The following is a 17,355-nucleotide window of genomic DNA, read 5'->3' on the forward strand; positions in this document are numbered from 1 at the left end:
TCCGGTAAACTTGGCAAGACAGGCGCCTGCCAGGTCAGACTGCAGGCGTCTGAAGTTTTACAGCAACGGCCTGTTTTTCCAAAGTCACAGCAACTGCCTGCAGGATGCGCTGCGAAAACCCTGCATCATCCACTGCACGCGCCAGCATGACCGCCCCTACCATGCTGGCAAAAGCAGCCATCGCCTGATCTTCTTTTTCCGTTTCAGTATCCCCCGGCAATAGCTCTGCCAGCACACCGATCAGATCATGTGCTCCTTTGCTGGCGGTTTTACGCACGGCATCGCCCTGCCTGCCCATGTCAGAACCGAGTGCGGCAAGTGCGCAGCCTCTGCCGGGTGCATCGCGATGCGCTGGCGACAAATAGTCTGCGACTATGCGTGACAAGGTCGTTTCTGGCGATTCTGATTTCCATCTCTTCCATCTGTCTGCCGAACGACCCAGACTGCGGGCGCAGGTCTTTGCAATCAAATCTTCTTTGGAAGAAAAATTTCCATAAAAACCACCATGAGTCAGGCCCGCACCTTTCATCAGGTCGACCACACTGACACCGTCAAAGCCGTGCTCACGAAATAATTGCGCAGCCACATTCAGGATGCGCTCGCGATTTTCATTTGCCTGCTCTCTGCTGACTTTCATTACAGCCCCCCACCCACACAAGAAATTGTCTTGACATTATAAATTACGACCGTAATATATACAATCATGACGATCATCATCTATAAATAAAAACGCATAAACCTTTTATTGGTTTTTCAGCATTTGCTCACCACCCATTACCGGAAACCCATATGGATACTCAAAGCAATTTTGTGAACAAATACCCGGCCGTCTGGCTGGTATTGCTAGGCACGGCCGGCACCTTTGCCCTGAGCATGGGCGCACGGCAAAGCATGGGCTTGTTTCTCAGCCCTATGAATACGTCTACCGGCCTTGGCATAGGCAATATCAGTCTGGCATTCGCCTTTGGTCAGTTGTGGTGGGGTTTGACGCAGCCGTTTGCCGGGGCCATTGCCGACAAACTGGGTGCTGGCCGTGTGTTATTCATTGGCCTGATACTGGTGGCACTGGGTACCTTTATCACACCATTAATGACCACCACTGCCGGTTTAATCTTTGCCATTGGCATATTGGCAGCAGGCGGTGCCGGCATGGCCGGGCCAGCTGTGCTGATGGCAGTCGCTACCCGCATGATCCCGGCAGAGAAGCGCGGCCTGGCCACCGGCATCATCAATGCAGGTGGCTCGTTTGGCCAGTTCCTGATGGCGCCGCTGGCAGTATGGCTGATGAGTCTGTACGGCTGGAACAATGCCATGCAGATTCTGGGTCTGGTGGTATTGCTGGCGCTACCCGCTGCTTTTCTGCTGCGTGGCAAACCTGTGCAAAATACAACTGCCGGGCAAGCACCAACCAGCACCAAAGATGCCATCTACAGCGCCCTGAAAAACCCCAGCTACCTGATGCTGGCAGGAGGCTTTTTTGTTTGCGGTTTTCATGTCGCTTTTCTGGCTACACACTTGCCGGGCGTAATCAGCCTGTGCGGCTTGCCGCCAACCTATGGCGCCTGGTCCCTGGGTATATTGGGCCTGTTCAATATTGTTGGCAGTATTTCCATGGGCCTGGCAGTGAGTCGCTGGCGTATGAAATCCCTGCTGTCGCTGTTGTATGCGACACGCGCCCTGGCCATCATCGTGTTTTTGCTGACACCCAAGACTGGCCCCGTCGTACTGGTCTTTGCTGCCGTCATGGGTCTGACTTTCCTGTCCACAGTTCCCCCCACAGCCGGTCTGGTTGCCAAGTTCTTTGGCCCAACGCACATGGCCAGCCTGTTTGGCATCATCATGCTGACGCATCAACTGGGTGGTTTCCTGGGAGTCTGGCTGGGCGGCAAAATATTCGAAGCCAGCGGCAACTTCAACCTGGTCTGGTATATCGATGTAACCCTGGCTGTCGGTGCTGCCCTGATACATCTGCCGATCAAGGAAAAACAACTACAATTACAGGCGGCATAAGTCAAAAAGAGAGGCTGATGAATGGTGATAAATGTTAAAGAGCACTGATAAAGCATGAAGTCACCAACAGCCTTCTCCTGAATTGCAAAGATACTTGATGACATCTGTCATCAAGTATCGGGCATAAAGAAATAAGCCTTCAAAACAATGCAATAAGGCATCATTAGCAGTACTTGCGCTCTGTAAGAGTAATTTTACGCATTGATAACCACATTTACTTATATTCAACATGCGCCATACCGACCAGCAGATGTAACAGTTGTCATTTCATTGACATTTTCCTTGACGCTGCAAAGCGCACTTGCGTACACTCTCACGATCCTGCAATCCACGTTGACCATGGTCGATCAGACACGCTATTGCCTATGAAACGATTCCCCCTACGCTCTTCATCCCTGTTTGCTGCCGCGCTACTAAGCTATGTTGCGCCACAAATCTGCCTGGCTGAAACACCCCCTGCATTCGCACTGGCATCTGCACCGGAAACCATTGCTCCCGTACCGACAATAACTACACCACCCGCCACTGCCCCGGAAATAAGCTTGCCCACACCAATGGCTGCACAAATAGCCACGGATACAGGCACGCTAGAATATACGGAAAAAACTGGCGATTTGTGGAACAGAATACGTACCGGCTATGCAATACCTGACCTGGAAAATCAACTGGTCAGCAATCAACTGGCCTGGTATAGCACCCGCACCGACTATATATTGCGCACCGTGCAGCGCGGCTCACGCTACCTCTTTCATGTGGTCGAAGAACTGGAAAAGCGTGGTATGCCCACCGAACTGGCGCTGCTGCCCTTCATTGAATCCGCTTTTAATCCGCAAGCCATCTCCACTGCCAAGGCCACGGGCATGTGGCAGTTTATGGCGGCAACGGGACGTGATTTCAATCTGAAGCAAACCATGTTCAAGGATGACAGGCGCGGTGTGCTGGATTCCACCGATGCTGCCCTGAATTATCTGGAAAAACTGTACGGCATGTTTGGCGACTGGCAACTGGCGCTGGCGGCCTACAACTGGGGAGAAGGCTCGGTACAGCGCGCCATCAAGAAACAGCAGGCTGCCGGCTTGCCTATCGACTTCCAGAGCCTGTCGGTACACATGCCGAACGAGACCAGGAATTACCTGCCAAAATTACAAGCAGTCAAAAACATCATCGGCCACCCGGAACAATTCAGTCTGGCCCTGCCCAAGCTGGACAACCAGCCTTACTTTGTCACGATAGAAAAAACCAGGGACATTGACGTGCGCGTAGCCGCGCAACTGGCAGAATTGCCGCTGGATGAATTTACGGCATTGAATCCGCAATTCAACCGCCCTGTGATTACCGGCGACAGCAATACCAAGATCCTGCTGCCGACTGACAATGCAGCACTGTTCAGGGCCAATCTGAGCAAATGGCAAGGCCCTCTGTCTACCTGGTCTGCCCATACGGTACAAAAAACCGAACGCATTGAATCACTGGCAGGCAAACTGGGACTGAAACCAGAACTGCTCAGGGAAGTTAACCTGATCCCGGCAAAAATGATGGTGAAAGCAGGTTCCACCCTGCTGGTACCAAAATCAAGCAAGGTGCCAGACAATGATATCTCGCTGGAAATCGCTGAAAAAGCCCAGCTGATCATGGAAAAAACTTCTACCCGTCAGGTCAGCTACAAAGTAGGCAAGCACGATAACCTGGCTGCCATCGCCAAGCGCTATCGCGTCAGCATTGCCGACCTGAAGTCATGGAACAACCTTAAGCGCGAGAATGTTGCTCACGGCCAGACTTTGCGTGTGCAGGTACCATTTGTGACCCAGGTAAGCCAGCATACCCCGCTGGCCACCCGCCATACTGCGGCAGCACCCAGGGTCGTACACCGCTCTGCTGCCCCGGCACGCAGCAGTGGCAAATCATTGATCGCACATCTCAAGAACAGCCGCAAGAAGCATAGCTAGAATTCCTTACTACAGATCTCTGCTAGTGAAATGAGATTTGGCCAACCAGTAATGCACCGCTTTCTGCACGTCAACACCTTGAAAGCGGCAGCTACTACTGACCCTGACCTTACAAGCTGAAATCACAGATATAAAAAAAGGTGCCACAGGCACCTTTTTTTACGCTGATGGTACTGATGTTTCAGCACCATCCCCAATCACTTTGACTTATTTCATAGACTGATTGGCGTAAATAACCCAGTAACGTGCCAGATCTGCCGTGCCATCTGTGCCACGTACTGTTTTCAACATCTTGACCGCAGCGGATTTTTTACCCGCCTGAATGTAGGCCACGCCCAAATGCAATTTGGCGTCGTCTTCATGCTTCAGATTGTCTTTGGCAATGCCCTCTTCCATCATACCAAGGCCTTTGTCAAACTTGCCTGCTGCCACGTAGTTGTAGCCGATATTGATCAGACCCAGGCCATCCTTGGCTTTCTTGGCTTCATCTTCATTGGCTGCACTGGCCTTGTTGGCATCGTCCTGCGCCTTGGTTGCCATGTCACGCAAACGCTTGTGACGATCCGCATCCTTGCCTTCACCCAATACACCAGCCTTGTAGCCAGCATCAATAATCTTTGTTGCTTCCGCCGGGAAACCAGCCTGGATAGCAAACAGAGACATATCCATGTAGTCGGCAGTTTTGGTGATCTGACCCAGAGCCAGTTTCAGGCGCATCAGATCCAGTTTCAGACGCTCAGAATAGCCTGGTTGTTTCTGCATATTGTTCAGCAGGTTGACCCAGTATTCTTTCTTGCCATGGAAGGACACCATTTTTTCCAGCGCGCTGGAATAAGTGGCCATGTCCTTGTTCTTCAATGCATCATTGGACAGGTATTCCAGATTGGTCAGGCTTGGCGTACGGCCAGCTTTTTCATCCGCCGCCAGTTCTGCCTTGATTTCTTTCATGGCCTTGGCGCTATCACCACTTTGTGACATCGCCTGGATCAGGTAAGGACGCAGGGAAGAGTCAGTACCGCCATCTGCATAATAGCGGTTATACCACTGGGCAGCTTTTGAGTAATTGCCTGATTTGAAATAGGCATTTGCCAGCACCTGTATCATCTGCAACTGCTCTTTGCCTGGCAATTTATTGGCAGAAATAATCGTCTCGGCAGAACGGATAACCGAATCATTGTCGCCAGCTGCAGAAGCAATCGACAGGCGCATGCGCTCTATCGTGAAATTTTCATTGACTGACTTGCCACCAACGCTGTCCGCTTCATGAATCTTGGACAAAGCATCCCTGTATTTCTTCGCTCTGTACAACTCACCAGCCGCCTGGACGATACGACCGATTTCAGGACGCATGGATTCCTGAGCAAAGGCTTGGTTTGCTGCAATATTAGTTAATTCCGGAGCGGCGGCAAAGCCAATAGCTGCAATCAATACAGCGATACGAGACAAGCGAAGTTGCTTCATATGTTGATCTCTCAATCAATAAATTTAATAAACTTTGGGATTGCAGCCTCAGAAAAACCTGGGCTCAACCCGTGAATATGAAAAATGGCAGGGAAGCCCCCTGCCAATTTTCTATCATACCTTAAGAACTCAGCATTGATGCGCCGAAATCGTCTTGAAATGAATATTTGTCATTTCAGGAATTGTTCATTCCCGACCATACCGATCTTGGTCACACCCAGACGCTGCGCTGCTGCCATCACTGCGGCTACCGATTTATACGGTACCACAGCCACCGGACGCAAATGCACCTCTGGCTGATCTGGCGATGTTGCTACTGCCTGCAGCTTGACTTCCAGTTCATTCTGGTTGACTGCCACACCATCCCACAATACCGTACCGTCAAAGTCCACGTCGATATTCACGACGACAGGCTCTTTCAGTTGCTGTGGCGGCGTGCCTGTCGGCATGTTCAGATTGATCGCATGGTTCTGGATAGGAATGGTAATAATCAACATAATGATCAATACCAGCATGACGTCAATCAATGGCGTCATGTTCATTTCTATCATTACTTCCGGATCAGCCGAAGCACCGCCGGAACCTATTTGCATACCCATAATGCTTCCTTTATGAATCACTTATTCACATCACGAATGATTCGGAATCTGAATAAAAAATCAAACTTCAAGACCTGAAATCTTTACCACAGAGACACAGAGTCACAGAGGAAAAACAAGAGATGAGAATCAGATTACTTGACAGTATTCGCTTCTCTCTTCTCTATCTTCTCCAGAATTTCTCTTTGCCCTTCTCTGTGTCTCTGTGTTGAGAGGTCTCAGGCCTTTATCGAATTGCTTGTAGTTCCGCTTGGTTCCGCTTAATTACGTGCAGGCGGTTCAATCACGAAGCCTACCTTGGCGATACCTGCCCGCTGTGCTGTCAAGATGCTCTTGCCAATAAATTCATAGCGGGTGTTCTGATCACCACGGATGTGCAACTCAGGTTGCGGTACCTTCACCGCTTCCACTTTCAATTTCTCAAACAGATCATCCGTGCCACCCAGTGGACGCATGCTGCCGTTCCAGTACAGGTCACCATCCTTGTTCACGGACAAGGTGATGTTTTCCGGTTTGGTCTTGTAAATGACGTTTGTTTCTGCCGGCAGTTTGAGCTTGACCGTATCTGTAATCACCGGGGTGGTGATCAGGAAGATGATCAGCAAAACCAGCATGACGTCGACCAGCGGGGTGGTGTTGATGGTGCTGTTGACTTCGTCTTCGCCATCACCATCATTGCCAATTGCCATTGCCATAATGTGTTCTCTTTCAGATTTCACGCCGGACTATTCTCATAGCCCGGCCAAATGCTTTTGCAGAAGTGCTGAGGAAGCGTAGCGAGCGGCGCTAGTTTTAGTTAAGAAGCGCAACCGTACGCAGGTACGGTGAGCATCGCAGACTAAAAATCGCGTCGCGCAGTAGCTTCATCAGTGCTTCATTTTTTTGCTGCTGTTTTGCCCATGTTACCGGACAATACTACAGAGTGCAGGTCAGCGGAGAACGCACGGACTTCTTCCATGGCGCTCTTGTTGCGACGTACCAGGAAGTTGTAACCCAGAACCGCAGGAACAGCTACTGCCAGACCGATCGCCGTCATGATCAGCGCTTCACCCACTGGGCCCGCTACTTTGTCGATCGATGCCTGACCGGACATACCGATGGCTGTCAGCGCATGGTAAATACCCCATACTGTACCGAACAGACCAACGAACGGTGCTGTAGAACCCACTGTCGCCAGGAAGGCCAGACCATCTTGCAGACGGCTTTGAACTTTATCAACAGCGCGCTGGATGGACATGGATACCCAGGTATTCAAGTCGATTTGTTCCAGCAGTGCGCCTTCATGGTGTTCTGTGGCTTTGATGCCAGAGTCAGCGATGAAGCGGAATGGGCTGCCTTCTTTCAGGGAAGAAGCACCTGCTTGTACAGAGGCTGCTTTCCAGAATTTGGCACGGGCATCGGTTGCCTGGCCAGACAGTTTGACCTGGTCGATGATTTTGGTGATGAGGATGTACCAGCTGCCCATGGACATGATGACCATGATGATCAGTGTGCCTTTGGCGACGAAGTCACCAGTTTTCCAGAGTGCGTCGAGACCGTATGGGTTTTCAACCATTTCTTTGGCTGGAGCAGCAGCTGCAGGAGCGCCAGCATCCGCTGGGGCAGGTGCTGGCGCAGCAGCGTCAGCGGCAGGGGCGGCAGCTGGTGCAGAAGCAGCAGCGGAGGCGGATTCCTGTGCGGATACAGGTGCGACGGCAACAGCGGCTGTCAGGGCCAGGAGGGTGGCAGCCAGGAATGCGGAGAAACGGGTTTTCATTGAGGTGCTTCCTTTTAACAAAATAAGGTTGGTGTTGCTTACTGCTGTTTTTATGTGGAACTTGGTTTATTTGTTACGACTACTATTTTCTTGCTATCTCTTGCATGGGTAGAGCAGACTGACCAAACGACGGGGGTCTGCTCTTGCCTGAAATCTTACTCCAGCTTCCAGACGTACTGGACTTTGGTCCAGGTCTGTTGCGGTTTGCCATCGACGGTACCTGGCTTGTTTTTGCAGGAACCAGACATCAATTGCGAACGAACTGCATTGTCGAGACCACGGAAGCCACTGGACTTGTCGATCTTGACGTCTGCAACGGAGCCATCGGCACCGATCAGAACGGACAACTGGACAGTACCGGTTTCTTCATTACGCAACGAAGCACGCGGGTATTCCGGTTTGCAACCACCGACGTTGAAGTCGATCACACCAGGAACTGTTACCGGACCGGTGGACTTGGCTTCAGCAACTGGGGCTGGCTGGGCCGGACCCTTTGGCATGACCGGATTCTCTGGCTTGACGTTGGACACGGCAGAGATGGTCGGCTGTTGCTGTACTGGCTGCTGCACCTGAACTTCCGGTGGCGGAATGAACGGTGGTGGCGGTGCCAGCAGTTTCGGTGGCGGCGGTGGTGGCGTATCCGGTGGTGGTGGCGGTGGTTTCACCTCTTCCACGATCTTCGTTTCCAGCGGCTTGATGACCACTTCCATGGCCTTGCGCGCCAGGCCCGATACCAGTGCATATACCACCAGCACGTGAAATAATATGACCAGCCCTAATCCGATAAATTTCTTTCCCGGCTCTTGCTGGCGATTTGAAAAATCCATTCCTGCTCCTCCACTACCACAAGGTCTACTGTTTGACGCGAGTCAAAACAACTCAAACAAAAAAGTGATTATAAATGCTGTGTATCAATAAAACGCCATACTGACTTAAAACCGCTTATAAATTCATAAGCGGCAGGCTCACCAAAATATAAATCGCGTTTTAACCTAAAACTGACTTATTTAATTTTGCCAGCAGCCATTTTTTGACATCTTCTAAAGCCAAACTGGTCCGACCAGTTATTGACCAAGTAATAAATCTTAATCAATCTATTAAGCCATTTACTTATTCAACACGCCATTCAACACTATTTAACGATGCAGCATAAGCTTATTACGATGCGGCATGGACTTATAACATCACAACATAAGCCCGCAACATCACCTCATTAAATAATAAATTCGTGGTGAATGCGGTGAATAAGAAAGATTATTCTTTTTATTATTCAAACAATTTCCAGCAAAACTGCGCGGCAATTATGCCTGCTCTTCTTGCTAATTCGCTTCATTTTTTAAAATGAAAACGATTTTGCAATAACGGGGAAAAATGAAAATTTACCCGTCAAAAAATTTTCCGAAGGCGCATAAAACCACTTATGCCGAGAAACTGTCAAGCGCTTTACCAATTCGTCGGGCAAAAAAACAACATGGCGCATTTTGCCAAAAAATTCCTCATATAGGAAACCTAATTTCTTGTGCTATGCAGCATAAAAATGGTGCGAGCCAGTTTACAGACTGCGCTCTCCATCGATAAATTTGCCTGCGACGTTACGCACCAAAATTAAATTTTTTTTGGCATGTTTTTTGCGATCAAAACTACCTAAAGTTGTGTCAGCAGTTTTCATTTTCATTACGCACAGCAACATGACTCTACTCAAAATGGTGCATTTTTTTAACTCTTTGAGCGTAATCAAGCCCCGTTGAAAGGATATTGCCCATTTATGGTGCCGCACTTGAAATAAAAATTTTCGCGACATGCGCCTGAGCAGGAAGACTTACGTTATGGTTACGGCTTTTTAAACCTTTCCACCCTACCAGGGATAAGTAGAAACAATGCAGTGCAAGCTGTCCTGAACCTGTGATGTCGGCACTACTGAGACATCCACATGCGCAGAGGCAAACACCGATATGTTTCACGATCATAACGATATCCGGAAAACGGATAAGTGATCGCTACCTCCCTGGAAATGAATGTCGAATAAGAGGTATGTGATATGCCAGACCCAGTCAAGAATTTGTGTTCTGCCCTTGCTTTGTTTTTCGCTGCAACTGTCGCACCATCTGTGCAGGCAGCTAATCCAGCAGATGCAGGCAAGATAGTCAGGCAAGCTTTTGAAGCAGCCGATGATGGCTTCGACATGGCGAAAACACAAAATTTTTACTCTGGCTGGGTCAGTGAAGCGATCTTCGAGCCGCTGCTCAGTTATGACTATCTGTCACGCCCTGCCCGCCTCATACCATTGACAGCCGAAGCCATGCCCGAAATCAGCGACCAGGGCAAAGTGTTCGTGTTCAAGATCAAGTCTGGCATTTTCTTTTCGCCCGACCCCGCCTTCAAGGACAAGAAACATGAATTGACCGCGCAAGATTACGTGTACACCTTTAAACGCTTGCTCGATCCGGTCAACCGTTCACCGAACGCCAGTTTTATCGAAGGCAAGATAGTTGGTCTCGACGATGTCGCCGCAAAAGCCAAGAAGACAGGCAAGTTTGATTACGACACCCCCGTCGCCGGCCTGAAGGCAATCGACAAATATACGTTGCGGGTTGAACTGAAGGCAACCGATTACAACTTCCTGTACGTGGTTGCCTATGGTGGCTTTGGTGCCGTGGCCCGCGAAGTCATCGAAGCCTACGGCGACCAGACCGGCCTGCATCCCGTGGGTACCGGCCCCTATATGGTAGAAAAATATATGCCGCGCAGCAAAATTCTGCTGACGGCCAATCCTGAATTTCGTGGATACATCTGGGATTTCAAATCAACCGGCAGCGCCCGTGACGAAGAGATCGTCAAGCAGATGAAGGGCAAGAAAATGCCTCAGGTCGGCAAGGTCGATATCAGCATCATAGAAGAAGAACAATCACGCTGGCTGGCATTTCAGGACAAGCAACTGGATATCGACAAGCTGCCACAAAGTGCTGCGACCGCTGCACTGGATGGCGCAGCACTGAAACCAGAATTGAAGGCCCAGGGCATCAAGATGGACAGGGTGACGGATGCCGGTATCGTTTTCACGATTTTCAATATGCGTGACCCGGTCGTCGGTGGCTATACCAAGGAAAAAATTGCCCTGCGCCGCGCCGTAGGCATGGCCTACAGTTATGAAGATGAGATTACCCAGATGCGTCTGGGACAGGCTGTGCGATCAGAGATGATCATCCCCAAAGATGTAGTCGGCTATGACCCGGCTTACCGCAGTAGCCTGGCCTATGACATCAGCCTGGCAAATAAACTGCTCGACCATTTCGGCTACAAACGTGGTCCTGATGGTTACAGAAACAATCCCGACGGTAGTTCACTCACTCTTAAAAAAACCGTGGAACCGGCTGCCATCTACAAGGTACAGTCAGAAATCTATAAACGTGGGCTGGACCGTATTGGTATTCGCATAGAATTCCCGGTCAGTAATTTCGCTGACAATCTGAAAGCTGCATCTGCCTGCAAATTAAACATGTGGGGCGGTGCCTGGAATGCCGACTTCCCTGATGGCGAAAACTTCCTGCAATTGCTGTACGGCCCCAAAGCCGGCGCTGGCAACCACGCCTGCTATGAATCACCTGCCTATGATGCACTGTTCCGCAAAGCGGTATCCCTGCCGCTGGGTGAAGAGCGCAATAAAGTATACGCACAGATGAATCGCCAGGTGGAAGCCGATACACCCTGGATCGTACATACATCACGCATCCGCAGCTGGCTGTATCGCCCGTGGATTGTGGGTTACAAAAAACACCCGATATTACATTCCGACTGGGCTTTCATTGATGTCGAAAAACATTAAGAACCTGTTTACTGTCTTTCAAGTCCGTCATCACCATTAGCCATCACACCGTTTTACCAAGCAGGAGAATCTGTCTATGAAGTTACCTCATCCGTTTCAGCGCGACAAATCAGCGCGCACGCTAAGCAGAACGGGCATGGCATTGTGCCTTGCCCTGGCTGGCCTCATCTCATCTGCCCTGCCCTTGCAGGCACTTGCCGCCAAGCCCGAGTTTGCTGATCCGGATAAAGTATTAAGGACCATCTTCCCCGTTGCAGAAACCGGTTTTGACCCTGCGGCAACCCGTGACTTATATTCAAACGCCATCAATGAAGCGATTTTTGAACGTCTGTTCACCTATGATTACCTGGCCAGCCCCGCAAAAATCATTCCTGAAGCAGCGGAAAGCATGCCTGAGATTTCTGCGGACGGCAAAACCTACACCATCAAGTTAAAAAAAGGCATTTACTTCACACCGGACGCGGCTTTCAATGGAAAAAAACGTGAGCTGACGGTCGATGATTATGTGTATTCCTTCAAGCGCATCATGGATCCGAAAATCGCCTCCAGCCATGTATGGCTGTTAGAGGACAAGATCACAGGTCTGGATCAACTGGCTGCGCAGGCAAAAAAATCTGGCAAGTTCGATTACTCTGCCAAAGTGCCCGGCCTGGAAGTCATCGACAAATATACCCTGCGCATCCATCTGACCCGCCCGGACTTTAACCTGCCCATGATATTGGCCTACACCGCCATGTCCGCCGTAGCACGTGAGGTCATAGAAAAATACCAGGACGTGCAGGGTGCTGCCATGGCAAACCCGGTAGGTACCGGCGCTTTCAAACTGATTGAATGGGTGCGCGGATCAAAAATGGTGCTGGATGCGAATCCGGATTATCACACCAATATATGGGATTTCCAGCCCAGTTCCGACCCGAATGACCAAAAGATCATCGCGGCGATGAAAGGCAAGCGCATGCCGCAAATTGGGCGCGTCATCGTCAATGTGATACTGGAAGACCAATCTCGCCTGCTGGCATTCCAGAAAGATGAAATTGATTTGTTCCAGCTCTATGGCGGCCTGGCACCTCAAGTGCTGAACGGCCCGGATTTGAAACCTGAACTTGTCAAACGTGGCATACAGATGTCACGCATCGTTGACCCCGAACTGACTGTCTACTACTGGAATATGCAAGACCCGGTCTTTGGTGGCTTGAGCAAGGAAAAGATCGCCCTGCGTCGCGCAATGGCCATGGCACATAATGTGGAAGAAGAAATACGCATCGTCGACAATGGTCATGCGATACCGCTGCAATATCCCATTCCGCCTGGCGTGGTGGGACATGATCCGAATTACAAGAGCAGCATCCAGTACAACCCTGCCGCCGCCAATGCCTTGCTGGACAAATTCGGCTACAAAAAAGACAAGGATGGTTACCGCACCATGCCCGATGGCAGTCCGCTAGAGATTGTCCACACTGCCCAGACCGAATCACGTGGCCATTTGCAGGCCGAGGTCTGGAAAAAATCCTATGACGGCATAGGCATCAGGATGCGCGCTGAATTCCGCCCTTTTGCTGAAATCCTGAAAGCAGAAAAGCAATGTCAGTTAATGCAGCGCATTTCACCCTGGATAGCCGATTACCCGGACGGTGACAACTTCATGCAATTGTTTTACGGTAAAAACATACACATGAATAATAATGGCTGCGTCACAATCCCTGAATATGACAAACTGTATGAACAATCACAAAAACTGGCACCAGGGCCGGAGCGTGATCTGCTGTACCACAAGATGACACGCATCATGGAACTGTATGCTGCCCAACGTCTGGGGTATGCCCGCCACCGCATGATGCTGGCACAACCACGCGTAGTAGGTTACAAAAAGCACCCCATCATGCATATAGAGTGGATGCAGATTGACATCGACCAAAATAAATAAACAAAAAATGAGCCGCAGACTAACTGAAATTTGAAAACCGAAAGACAAACATGACCGCTTATATTCTGCGCCGCTTATGGCAGATGGCACCAACGATGCTGGGTGTCATCCTGCTGGTGTTTTTCCTGTTTAACTGGGTGGGTGGCGACCCCGCCTACATCCTTGCTGGCAAGATGTCGAATGCCGAACAGATTGCCAATATCCGTACCCAACTGGGCATAGACCAGCCCTATTACGTGCAGTTGTGGATTTTCATTAAACAGATCGTCACCTTCAACTTCGGCAATAGCTGGAGTACCGGTGAAGCCGTATCGTCCATCATAGGCACACGCTTAGGGCCTTCGCTAACAGTGCTGATACCGCTGACCATCATCGAAACCCTGATCGCGATTGCGCTGGCGCTGGCAATTGCCTTCAAGCGTGGCTCGCTGACAGACCGTGGCGTGATGATCGCCTGTACCGTTGGTATGTCGGTCAGTATCCTGGTCTACATCATCGTTGGTCAGTATTTCTTTGCTTATAAACTGGGCATGTTCCCGGTACAGGGCTGGGGTAATCATTTCGCCGAAAACCTGTTCAAGTATTCCGCACTGCCTATCCTGATTGCCCTGGCCGTGGGCGTGGCACCAAATCTGCGCCTGTTCCGCACCTTTGTGCTGGATGAAGTGAACCAGGATTATGTGCGTACCGCCCGCGCCAAAGGCGTGACCGAAAGCCGCGTGAAATGGGTGCATGTCTTGCGCAATGCATCGATACCCATCATCACCCACGTCATGTCCAACCTGCCAGCCTTGCTGATTGGTGCCTTCCTGATTGAGCGTTTCTTTTCGATTCCCGGCATAGGCCGCGAAGTGATCCTGGCAGTGGAACGCAGTGACTTCCCCGTGATTAAAGCCATCACCGTCTATGTTGCTGCCGCCACCATGTTCTTTAATTTGTTGACCGATCTGTTGTACCAGGCGGTTGATCCACGCGTACAGTTGAAATAAGGATCATTCATGAGCACGACTACAACAAATCCATCTGTTCAAACTGTATCACCCGGGCTATGGGCGCTGGCATGGCGCCGCTTGCGCGCCGACAAGGTCGCCATGATTGCCATGGGGATAGTGATTGCCTTTTTAATTGCGCTGGTATTGTCTGCCACCGGCGTTATCGCCTCTGACTGGGAGCAGGAAAGCGGTGTCAGTTACGCGCCACCAGGCTTTGTCGGTGCAGATACAGGCACGGTCACCAAGGCTGAAGTTGAAGCACCGCCGCCAGAAAATCCATTGGATCCGCTGGCCGACATCATCCGCGAATTGCGCAAGCAACCCGATGCTGATCAGGCCGTCATCGTCAATGATTATGGCATCCCTGATCCGCTGGCAAAGGAAATGGCAGAAATCCGCACCGAGCTGGCCAAGTCCGGCAAAGCCGTCGTGGGTGAACGTCTGACCACCCTGCCCTTTGGCGCTGACAAGTGGGGACATGACATCATCAAGAAAACCATCAAGGGTGCAGAGACTTCCATCGTGGTTGGCCTGGTTGCTGCCTTCCTGGCAACCCTGCTGGGCACCATCTTTGGCGCACTGGCTGGTTACTTTGGCGGCAAAGTCGATGACTTTTTCAACTGGTTCTATAGCATCTTCACCTCCATCCCTTACCTGCTGCTGATACTTTCGGTTGCTGCGGTATTGCAGCAAAAGGGCGTGACCACCATCATCCTGATCCTGGCTTTCACTGGCTGGACTGGGCCTTTCCGCCTGATCCGTGCTGAATACATGAAACACAAGGCGCGTGAATATGTATGGGCCGCAGATGCCATTGGTGCTTCGCACTGGCGCAAGATGTTCGTGCATATCTTCCCGAATGTCAGCCATGTGGCACTGGTACAGGTATCCATCCTTGTTGTCGGCTTCATCAAGTCAGAAGTCATTCTGAGTTTCCTTGGCTTTGGCGTACCGGTTGGTGTGGTGTCCTGGGGCAGTATGCTCAATGAAGCGCAGAATGAATTGATTCTGGGTAAATGGTGGCAACTGGTTGCCGCAACCGCAGCAATGGCCGTGTTGGTAACAGCCTTCTCATTGTTCACCGATGCCTTGCGCGATGCGCTTGACCCCAAGTTGAAATAAGGACAGATCATGAGTCAAGACAACACAAATCAAGCTTTGCTGAAAGTAGAAAATCTGCGCGTGTCTTTCCGCGTCAATAAAAAAGATAGCGTGGAAACGGTCAAGGGTATTTCCTTTGAAATCCCACGCAATTCCACCGTTGCCCTGGTGGGTGAATCCGGCAGCGGTAAATCGGTCAGCTCACTCGCCGTCATGGGCTTGCTGCCGCCAGATACATCCAGCATTGCTGCTGACAGCAAAATCATTTTTGAAGGCCGCAGCTTGCTGGAACTCAGCATCGCTGAAAGGCGTGACCTGTGCGGCAAGGAAATCTCCATGATTTTCCAGGAGCCGATGACCTCGCTGAACCCAGTGTTTACCGTTGGTTTCCAGATCGCCGAAGTCTTGCGCCTGCACATGGGCATGGATGCCAAACAAGCCCGCAAGCGCGCCATAGAATTACTGGAAGAAGTCGGCATTCCCGATCCAAAAAACAAGATCGATGCCTACCCTAGCCAGATGTCTGGCGGGCAACAACAAAGGGTGATGATCGCCATGGCGATCGCCTGCGAACCCAAATTACTGATCGCCGATGAACCGACCACTGCTCTCGACGTCACCATACAAAAGCAGATCATCGACCTGATTGATGCTTTGCGTATAAAACACAAGATGTCAGTATTGTTCATTACCCATGACCTGGCACTGGTCGGTGAAATTGCTGACCACGTCATCGTCATGCGTAATGGCGAAATCCGCGAGGCAGGCACGGTAGAGCAAATCTTTGAAAGTCCCAAAGACACCTACACCCAGGCCCTGCTGCACTGCCGCCCTACCCTGGATACCCGCCCCTGGCGCTTGCCGGTCATTGCCGATTTCATGAACAACAATGGCGCTCTGGCTGATCAGAAACAGCGCCCGCGTGGCCTTAAAGGCGACGAAGAGATCGTGCTTGAAGTCAAAGACCTGGGTAAAAGTTTTTACTCGCGCGAAGGTTTCTTTGGCAAAAAAGAATTCAAGGCGGTTGAAGGTGTATCTTTCAAACTGGCGCGTGGCAAGACCCTGGGCGTGGTGGGTGAATCAGGCTCTGGCAAGACCACGGTTGGCCTGACACTGATGCGCCTGCATCAGGCTACGTCTGGTCAGGCCCTGTTTGAAGGCAAGGATATTCTGTCCATGTCGAACAAGGAATTTCATCACTATAAACGCCGCATACAAATCATCTTCCAGAACCCGTATGCCTCGCTGAATCCACGTTTCACCGTGGGACAGATTCTGATGGAACCCATGCATATCCATAACATCGGCGCCAACGACAGCGAACGTTCCGCCATGGCGTATCAGTTGCTGGAAAAAGTTGGCCTGCCCACTATCGCCTTCCATCGCTATCCGCATGAATTTTCTGGTGGTCAGCGCCAGCGTATCGCCATTGCGCGCTGCCTGACGATGAAGCCAGAAGTACTGGTCTGCGATGAATCGGTATCTGCACTGGATGTATCGGTACAGGCACAGGTGCTGAACCTGCTACAGGATTTGCAGGAAGAATTTGGCCTGTCCTACATCTTCATCTCGCATGATCTGGCTGTCGTTAAATACATTGCCGACCAGGTCATGGTGATGAACAAAGGCAAGGTAGTAGAACTGGCCAATTCGGATGACCTGTATCTGAACCCGACCCAGGCATATACCAGGACGTTGCTGAATGCCATACCCAAGGGTCTGCAACACTAAGTTTTGACAATG

14 protein-coding genes are annotated in these 17,355 nt (G+C 50.8%); 7 read left to right on the forward strand and 7 right to left on the reverse strand.

From position 1 onward, the window contains the following. Positions 1 to 34: 34 nt before the first annotated feature. On the reverse strand, positions 35 to 637 hold the full coding sequence (locus H8L32_RS18965; RefSeq protein ID WP_186948835.1) for a TetR/AcrR family transcriptional regulator: 603 nt from the start codon (positions 635 to 637) through the stop codon (positions 35 to 37). Positions 638 to 789: 152 nt separating this feature from the next. Here H8L32_RS18965 and H8L32_RS18970 point away from each other — a divergent pair, with 152 nt between their 5' ends. Both H8L32_RS18970 and H8L32_RS18975 read left to right on the forward strand, forming a co-directional pair. Further along, a complete protein-coding gene (locus H8L32_RS18970) occupies positions 790 to 2,010 on the forward strand; it encodes an MFS transporter (RefSeq protein ID WP_186948836.1) in 1,221 nt (406 codons plus the stop codon). Between the two features lie 554 nt (positions 2,011 to 2,564). Next, entirely contained in the window at positions 2,565 to 3,956 is a 1,392-nt protein-coding gene (locus H8L32_RS18975; protein WP_230412314.1) for a transglycosylase SLT domain-containing protein, read from the forward strand. A gap of 207 nt (positions 3,957 to 4,163) precedes the next feature. Here the strand turns inward: H8L32_RS18975 and H8L32_RS18980 are convergent, their stop codons facing one another. The 6 genes from H8L32_RS18980 to H8L32_RS28025 all read right to left on the reverse strand — a co-directional run bounded on the left by H8L32_RS18980 (position 4,164) and on the right by H8L32_RS28025 (position 9,447). Then, complete coding sequence (locus H8L32_RS18980) at positions 4,164 to 5,417, reverse strand: tetratricopeptide repeat protein (RefSeq protein ID WP_186948838.1); 1,254 nt, start codon at positions 5,415 to 5,417, stop codon at positions 4,164 to 4,166. A 170-nt stretch (positions 5,418 to 5,587) separates the two neighbouring features. Next, positions 5,588 to 6,016, reverse strand: coding sequence for an ExbD/TolR family protein (locus H8L32_RS18985; protein WP_186948839.1), 429 nt, complete (start codon positions 6,014 to 6,016; stop codon positions 5,588 to 5,590). Between the two features lie 260 nt (positions 6,017 to 6,276). Continuing rightward, entirely contained in the window at positions 6,277 to 6,711 is a 435-nt protein-coding gene (locus H8L32_RS18990; RefSeq protein WP_186947253.1) for an ExbD/TolR family protein, read from the reverse strand. A gap of 179 nt (positions 6,712 to 6,890) precedes the next feature. Further along, a complete protein-coding gene (locus H8L32_RS18995; protein ID WP_186948840.1) occupies positions 6,891 to 7,772 on the reverse strand; it encodes a MotA/TolQ/ExbB proton channel family protein in 882 nt (293 codons plus the stop codon). Positions 7,773 to 7,927: 155 nt separating this feature from the next. Continuing rightward, on the reverse strand, positions 7,928 to 8,599 hold the full coding sequence (locus tag H8L32_RS19000) for an energy transducer TonB (protein WP_186948841.1): 672 nt from the start codon (positions 8,597 to 8,599) through the stop codon (positions 7,928 to 7,930). Between the two features lie 725 nt (positions 8,600 to 9,324). Next, a complete protein-coding gene (locus H8L32_RS28025; RefSeq protein ID WP_268977643.1) occupies positions 9,325 to 9,447 on the reverse strand; it encodes a hypothetical protein in 123 nt (40 codons plus the stop codon). A 363-nt stretch (positions 9,448 to 9,810) separates the two neighbouring features. Here H8L32_RS28025 and H8L32_RS19005 point away from each other — a divergent pair, with 363 nt between their 5' ends. From H8L32_RS19005 to H8L32_RS19025, 5 genes are all read left to right on the forward strand, one after another. Then, on the forward strand, positions 9,811 to 11,595 hold the full coding sequence (locus H8L32_RS19005; protein ID WP_186948842.1) for an ABC transporter substrate-binding protein: 1,785 nt from the start codon (positions 9,811 to 9,813) through the stop codon (positions 11,593 to 11,595). A gap of 76 nt (positions 11,596 to 11,671) precedes the next feature. Then, positions 11,672 to 13,519 (forward strand): ABC transporter substrate-binding protein, encoded by a 1,848-nt coding sequence (locus tag H8L32_RS19010; protein ID WP_186948843.1) that lies wholly within the window; start codon positions 11,672 to 11,674, stop codon positions 13,517 to 13,519. A gap of 50 nt (positions 13,520 to 13,569) precedes the next feature. Further along, positions 13,570 to 14,508, forward strand: coding sequence for an ABC transporter permease (locus H8L32_RS19015; protein WP_186948844.1), 939 nt, complete (start codon positions 13,570 to 13,572; stop codon positions 14,506 to 14,508). A gap of 9 nt (positions 14,509 to 14,517) precedes the next feature. Beyond that, positions 14,518 to 15,633 (forward strand): ABC transporter permease, encoded by a 1,116-nt coding sequence (locus H8L32_RS19020; protein WP_186948845.1) that lies wholly within the window; start codon positions 14,518 to 14,520, stop codon positions 15,631 to 15,633. Between the two features lie 9 nt (positions 15,634 to 15,642). Then, positions 15,643 to 17,343, forward strand: a complete 1,701-nt coding sequence (locus tag H8L32_RS19025; RefSeq protein WP_186948846.1) for an ABC transporter ATP-binding protein — start codon at positions 15,643 to 15,645, stop codon at positions 17,341 to 17,343. Positions 17,344 to 17,355: the final 12 nt, after the last annotated feature.

The organism is Undibacterium hunanense, assembly GCF_014284335.1.
GTDB classification, from domain to species: Bacteria; Pseudomonadota; Gammaproteobacteria; order Burkholderiales; family Burkholderiaceae_D; genus Undibacterium; species Undibacterium hunanense.

Excerpts from the sequence above, each read along its gene's own strand:
- H8L32_RS18965 (WP_186948835.1), bottom strand. The coding sequence starts at position 637 with ATGAAAGTCAGCAGAGAGCAGGCAAATGAAAATCGCGAGCGCATCCTG.
- H8L32_RS18970 (WP_186948836.1), top strand. The coding sequence starts at position 790 with ATGGATACTCAAAGCAATTTTGTGAACAAATACCCGGCCGTCTGGCTG.
- H8L32_RS18975 (WP_230412314.1), top strand. The coding sequence starts at position 2,565 with ATGGCTGCACAAATAGCCACGGATACAGGCACGCTAGAATATACGGAA.
- H8L32_RS18980 (WP_186948838.1), bottom strand. The coding sequence starts at position 5,417 with ATGAAGCAACTTCGCTTGTCTCGTATCGCTGTATTGATTGCAGCTATT.
- H8L32_RS18985 (WP_186948839.1), bottom strand. The coding sequence starts at position 6,016 with ATGGGTATGCAAATAGGTTCCGGCGGTGCTTCGGCTGATCCGGAAGTA.
- H8L32_RS18990 (WP_186947253.1), bottom strand. The coding sequence starts at position 6,711 with ATGGCAATGGCAATTGGCAATGATGGTGATGGCGAAGACGAAGTCAAC.
- H8L32_RS18995 (WP_186948840.1), bottom strand. The coding sequence starts at position 7,772 with ATGAAAACCCGTTTCTCCGCATTCCTGGCTGCCACCCTCCTGGCCCTG.
- H8L32_RS19000 (WP_186948841.1), bottom strand. The coding sequence starts at position 8,599 with ATGGATTTTTCAAATCGCCAGCAAGAGCCGGGAAAGAAATTTATCGGA.
- H8L32_RS28025 (WP_268977643.1), bottom strand. The coding sequence starts at position 9,447 with ATGAAAATGAAAACTGCTGACACAACTTTAGGTAGTTTTGATCGCAAA.
- H8L32_RS19005 (WP_186948842.1), top strand. The coding sequence starts at position 9,811 with ATGCCAGACCCAGTCAAGAATTTGTGTTCTGCCCTTGCTTTGTTTTTC.
- H8L32_RS19010 (WP_186948843.1), top strand. The coding sequence starts at position 11,672 with ATGAAGTTACCTCATCCGTTTCAGCGCGACAAATCAGCGCGCACGCTA.
- H8L32_RS19015 (WP_186948844.1), top strand. The coding sequence starts at position 13,570 with ATGACCGCTTATATTCTGCGCCGCTTATGGCAGATGGCACCAACGATG.
- H8L32_RS19020 (WP_186948845.1), top strand. The coding sequence starts at position 14,518 with ATGAGCACGACTACAACAAATCCATCTGTTCAAACTGTATCACCCGGG.
- H8L32_RS19025 (WP_186948846.1), top strand. The coding sequence starts at position 15,643 with ATGAGTCAAGACAACACAAATCAAGCTTTGCTGAAAGTAGAAAATCTG.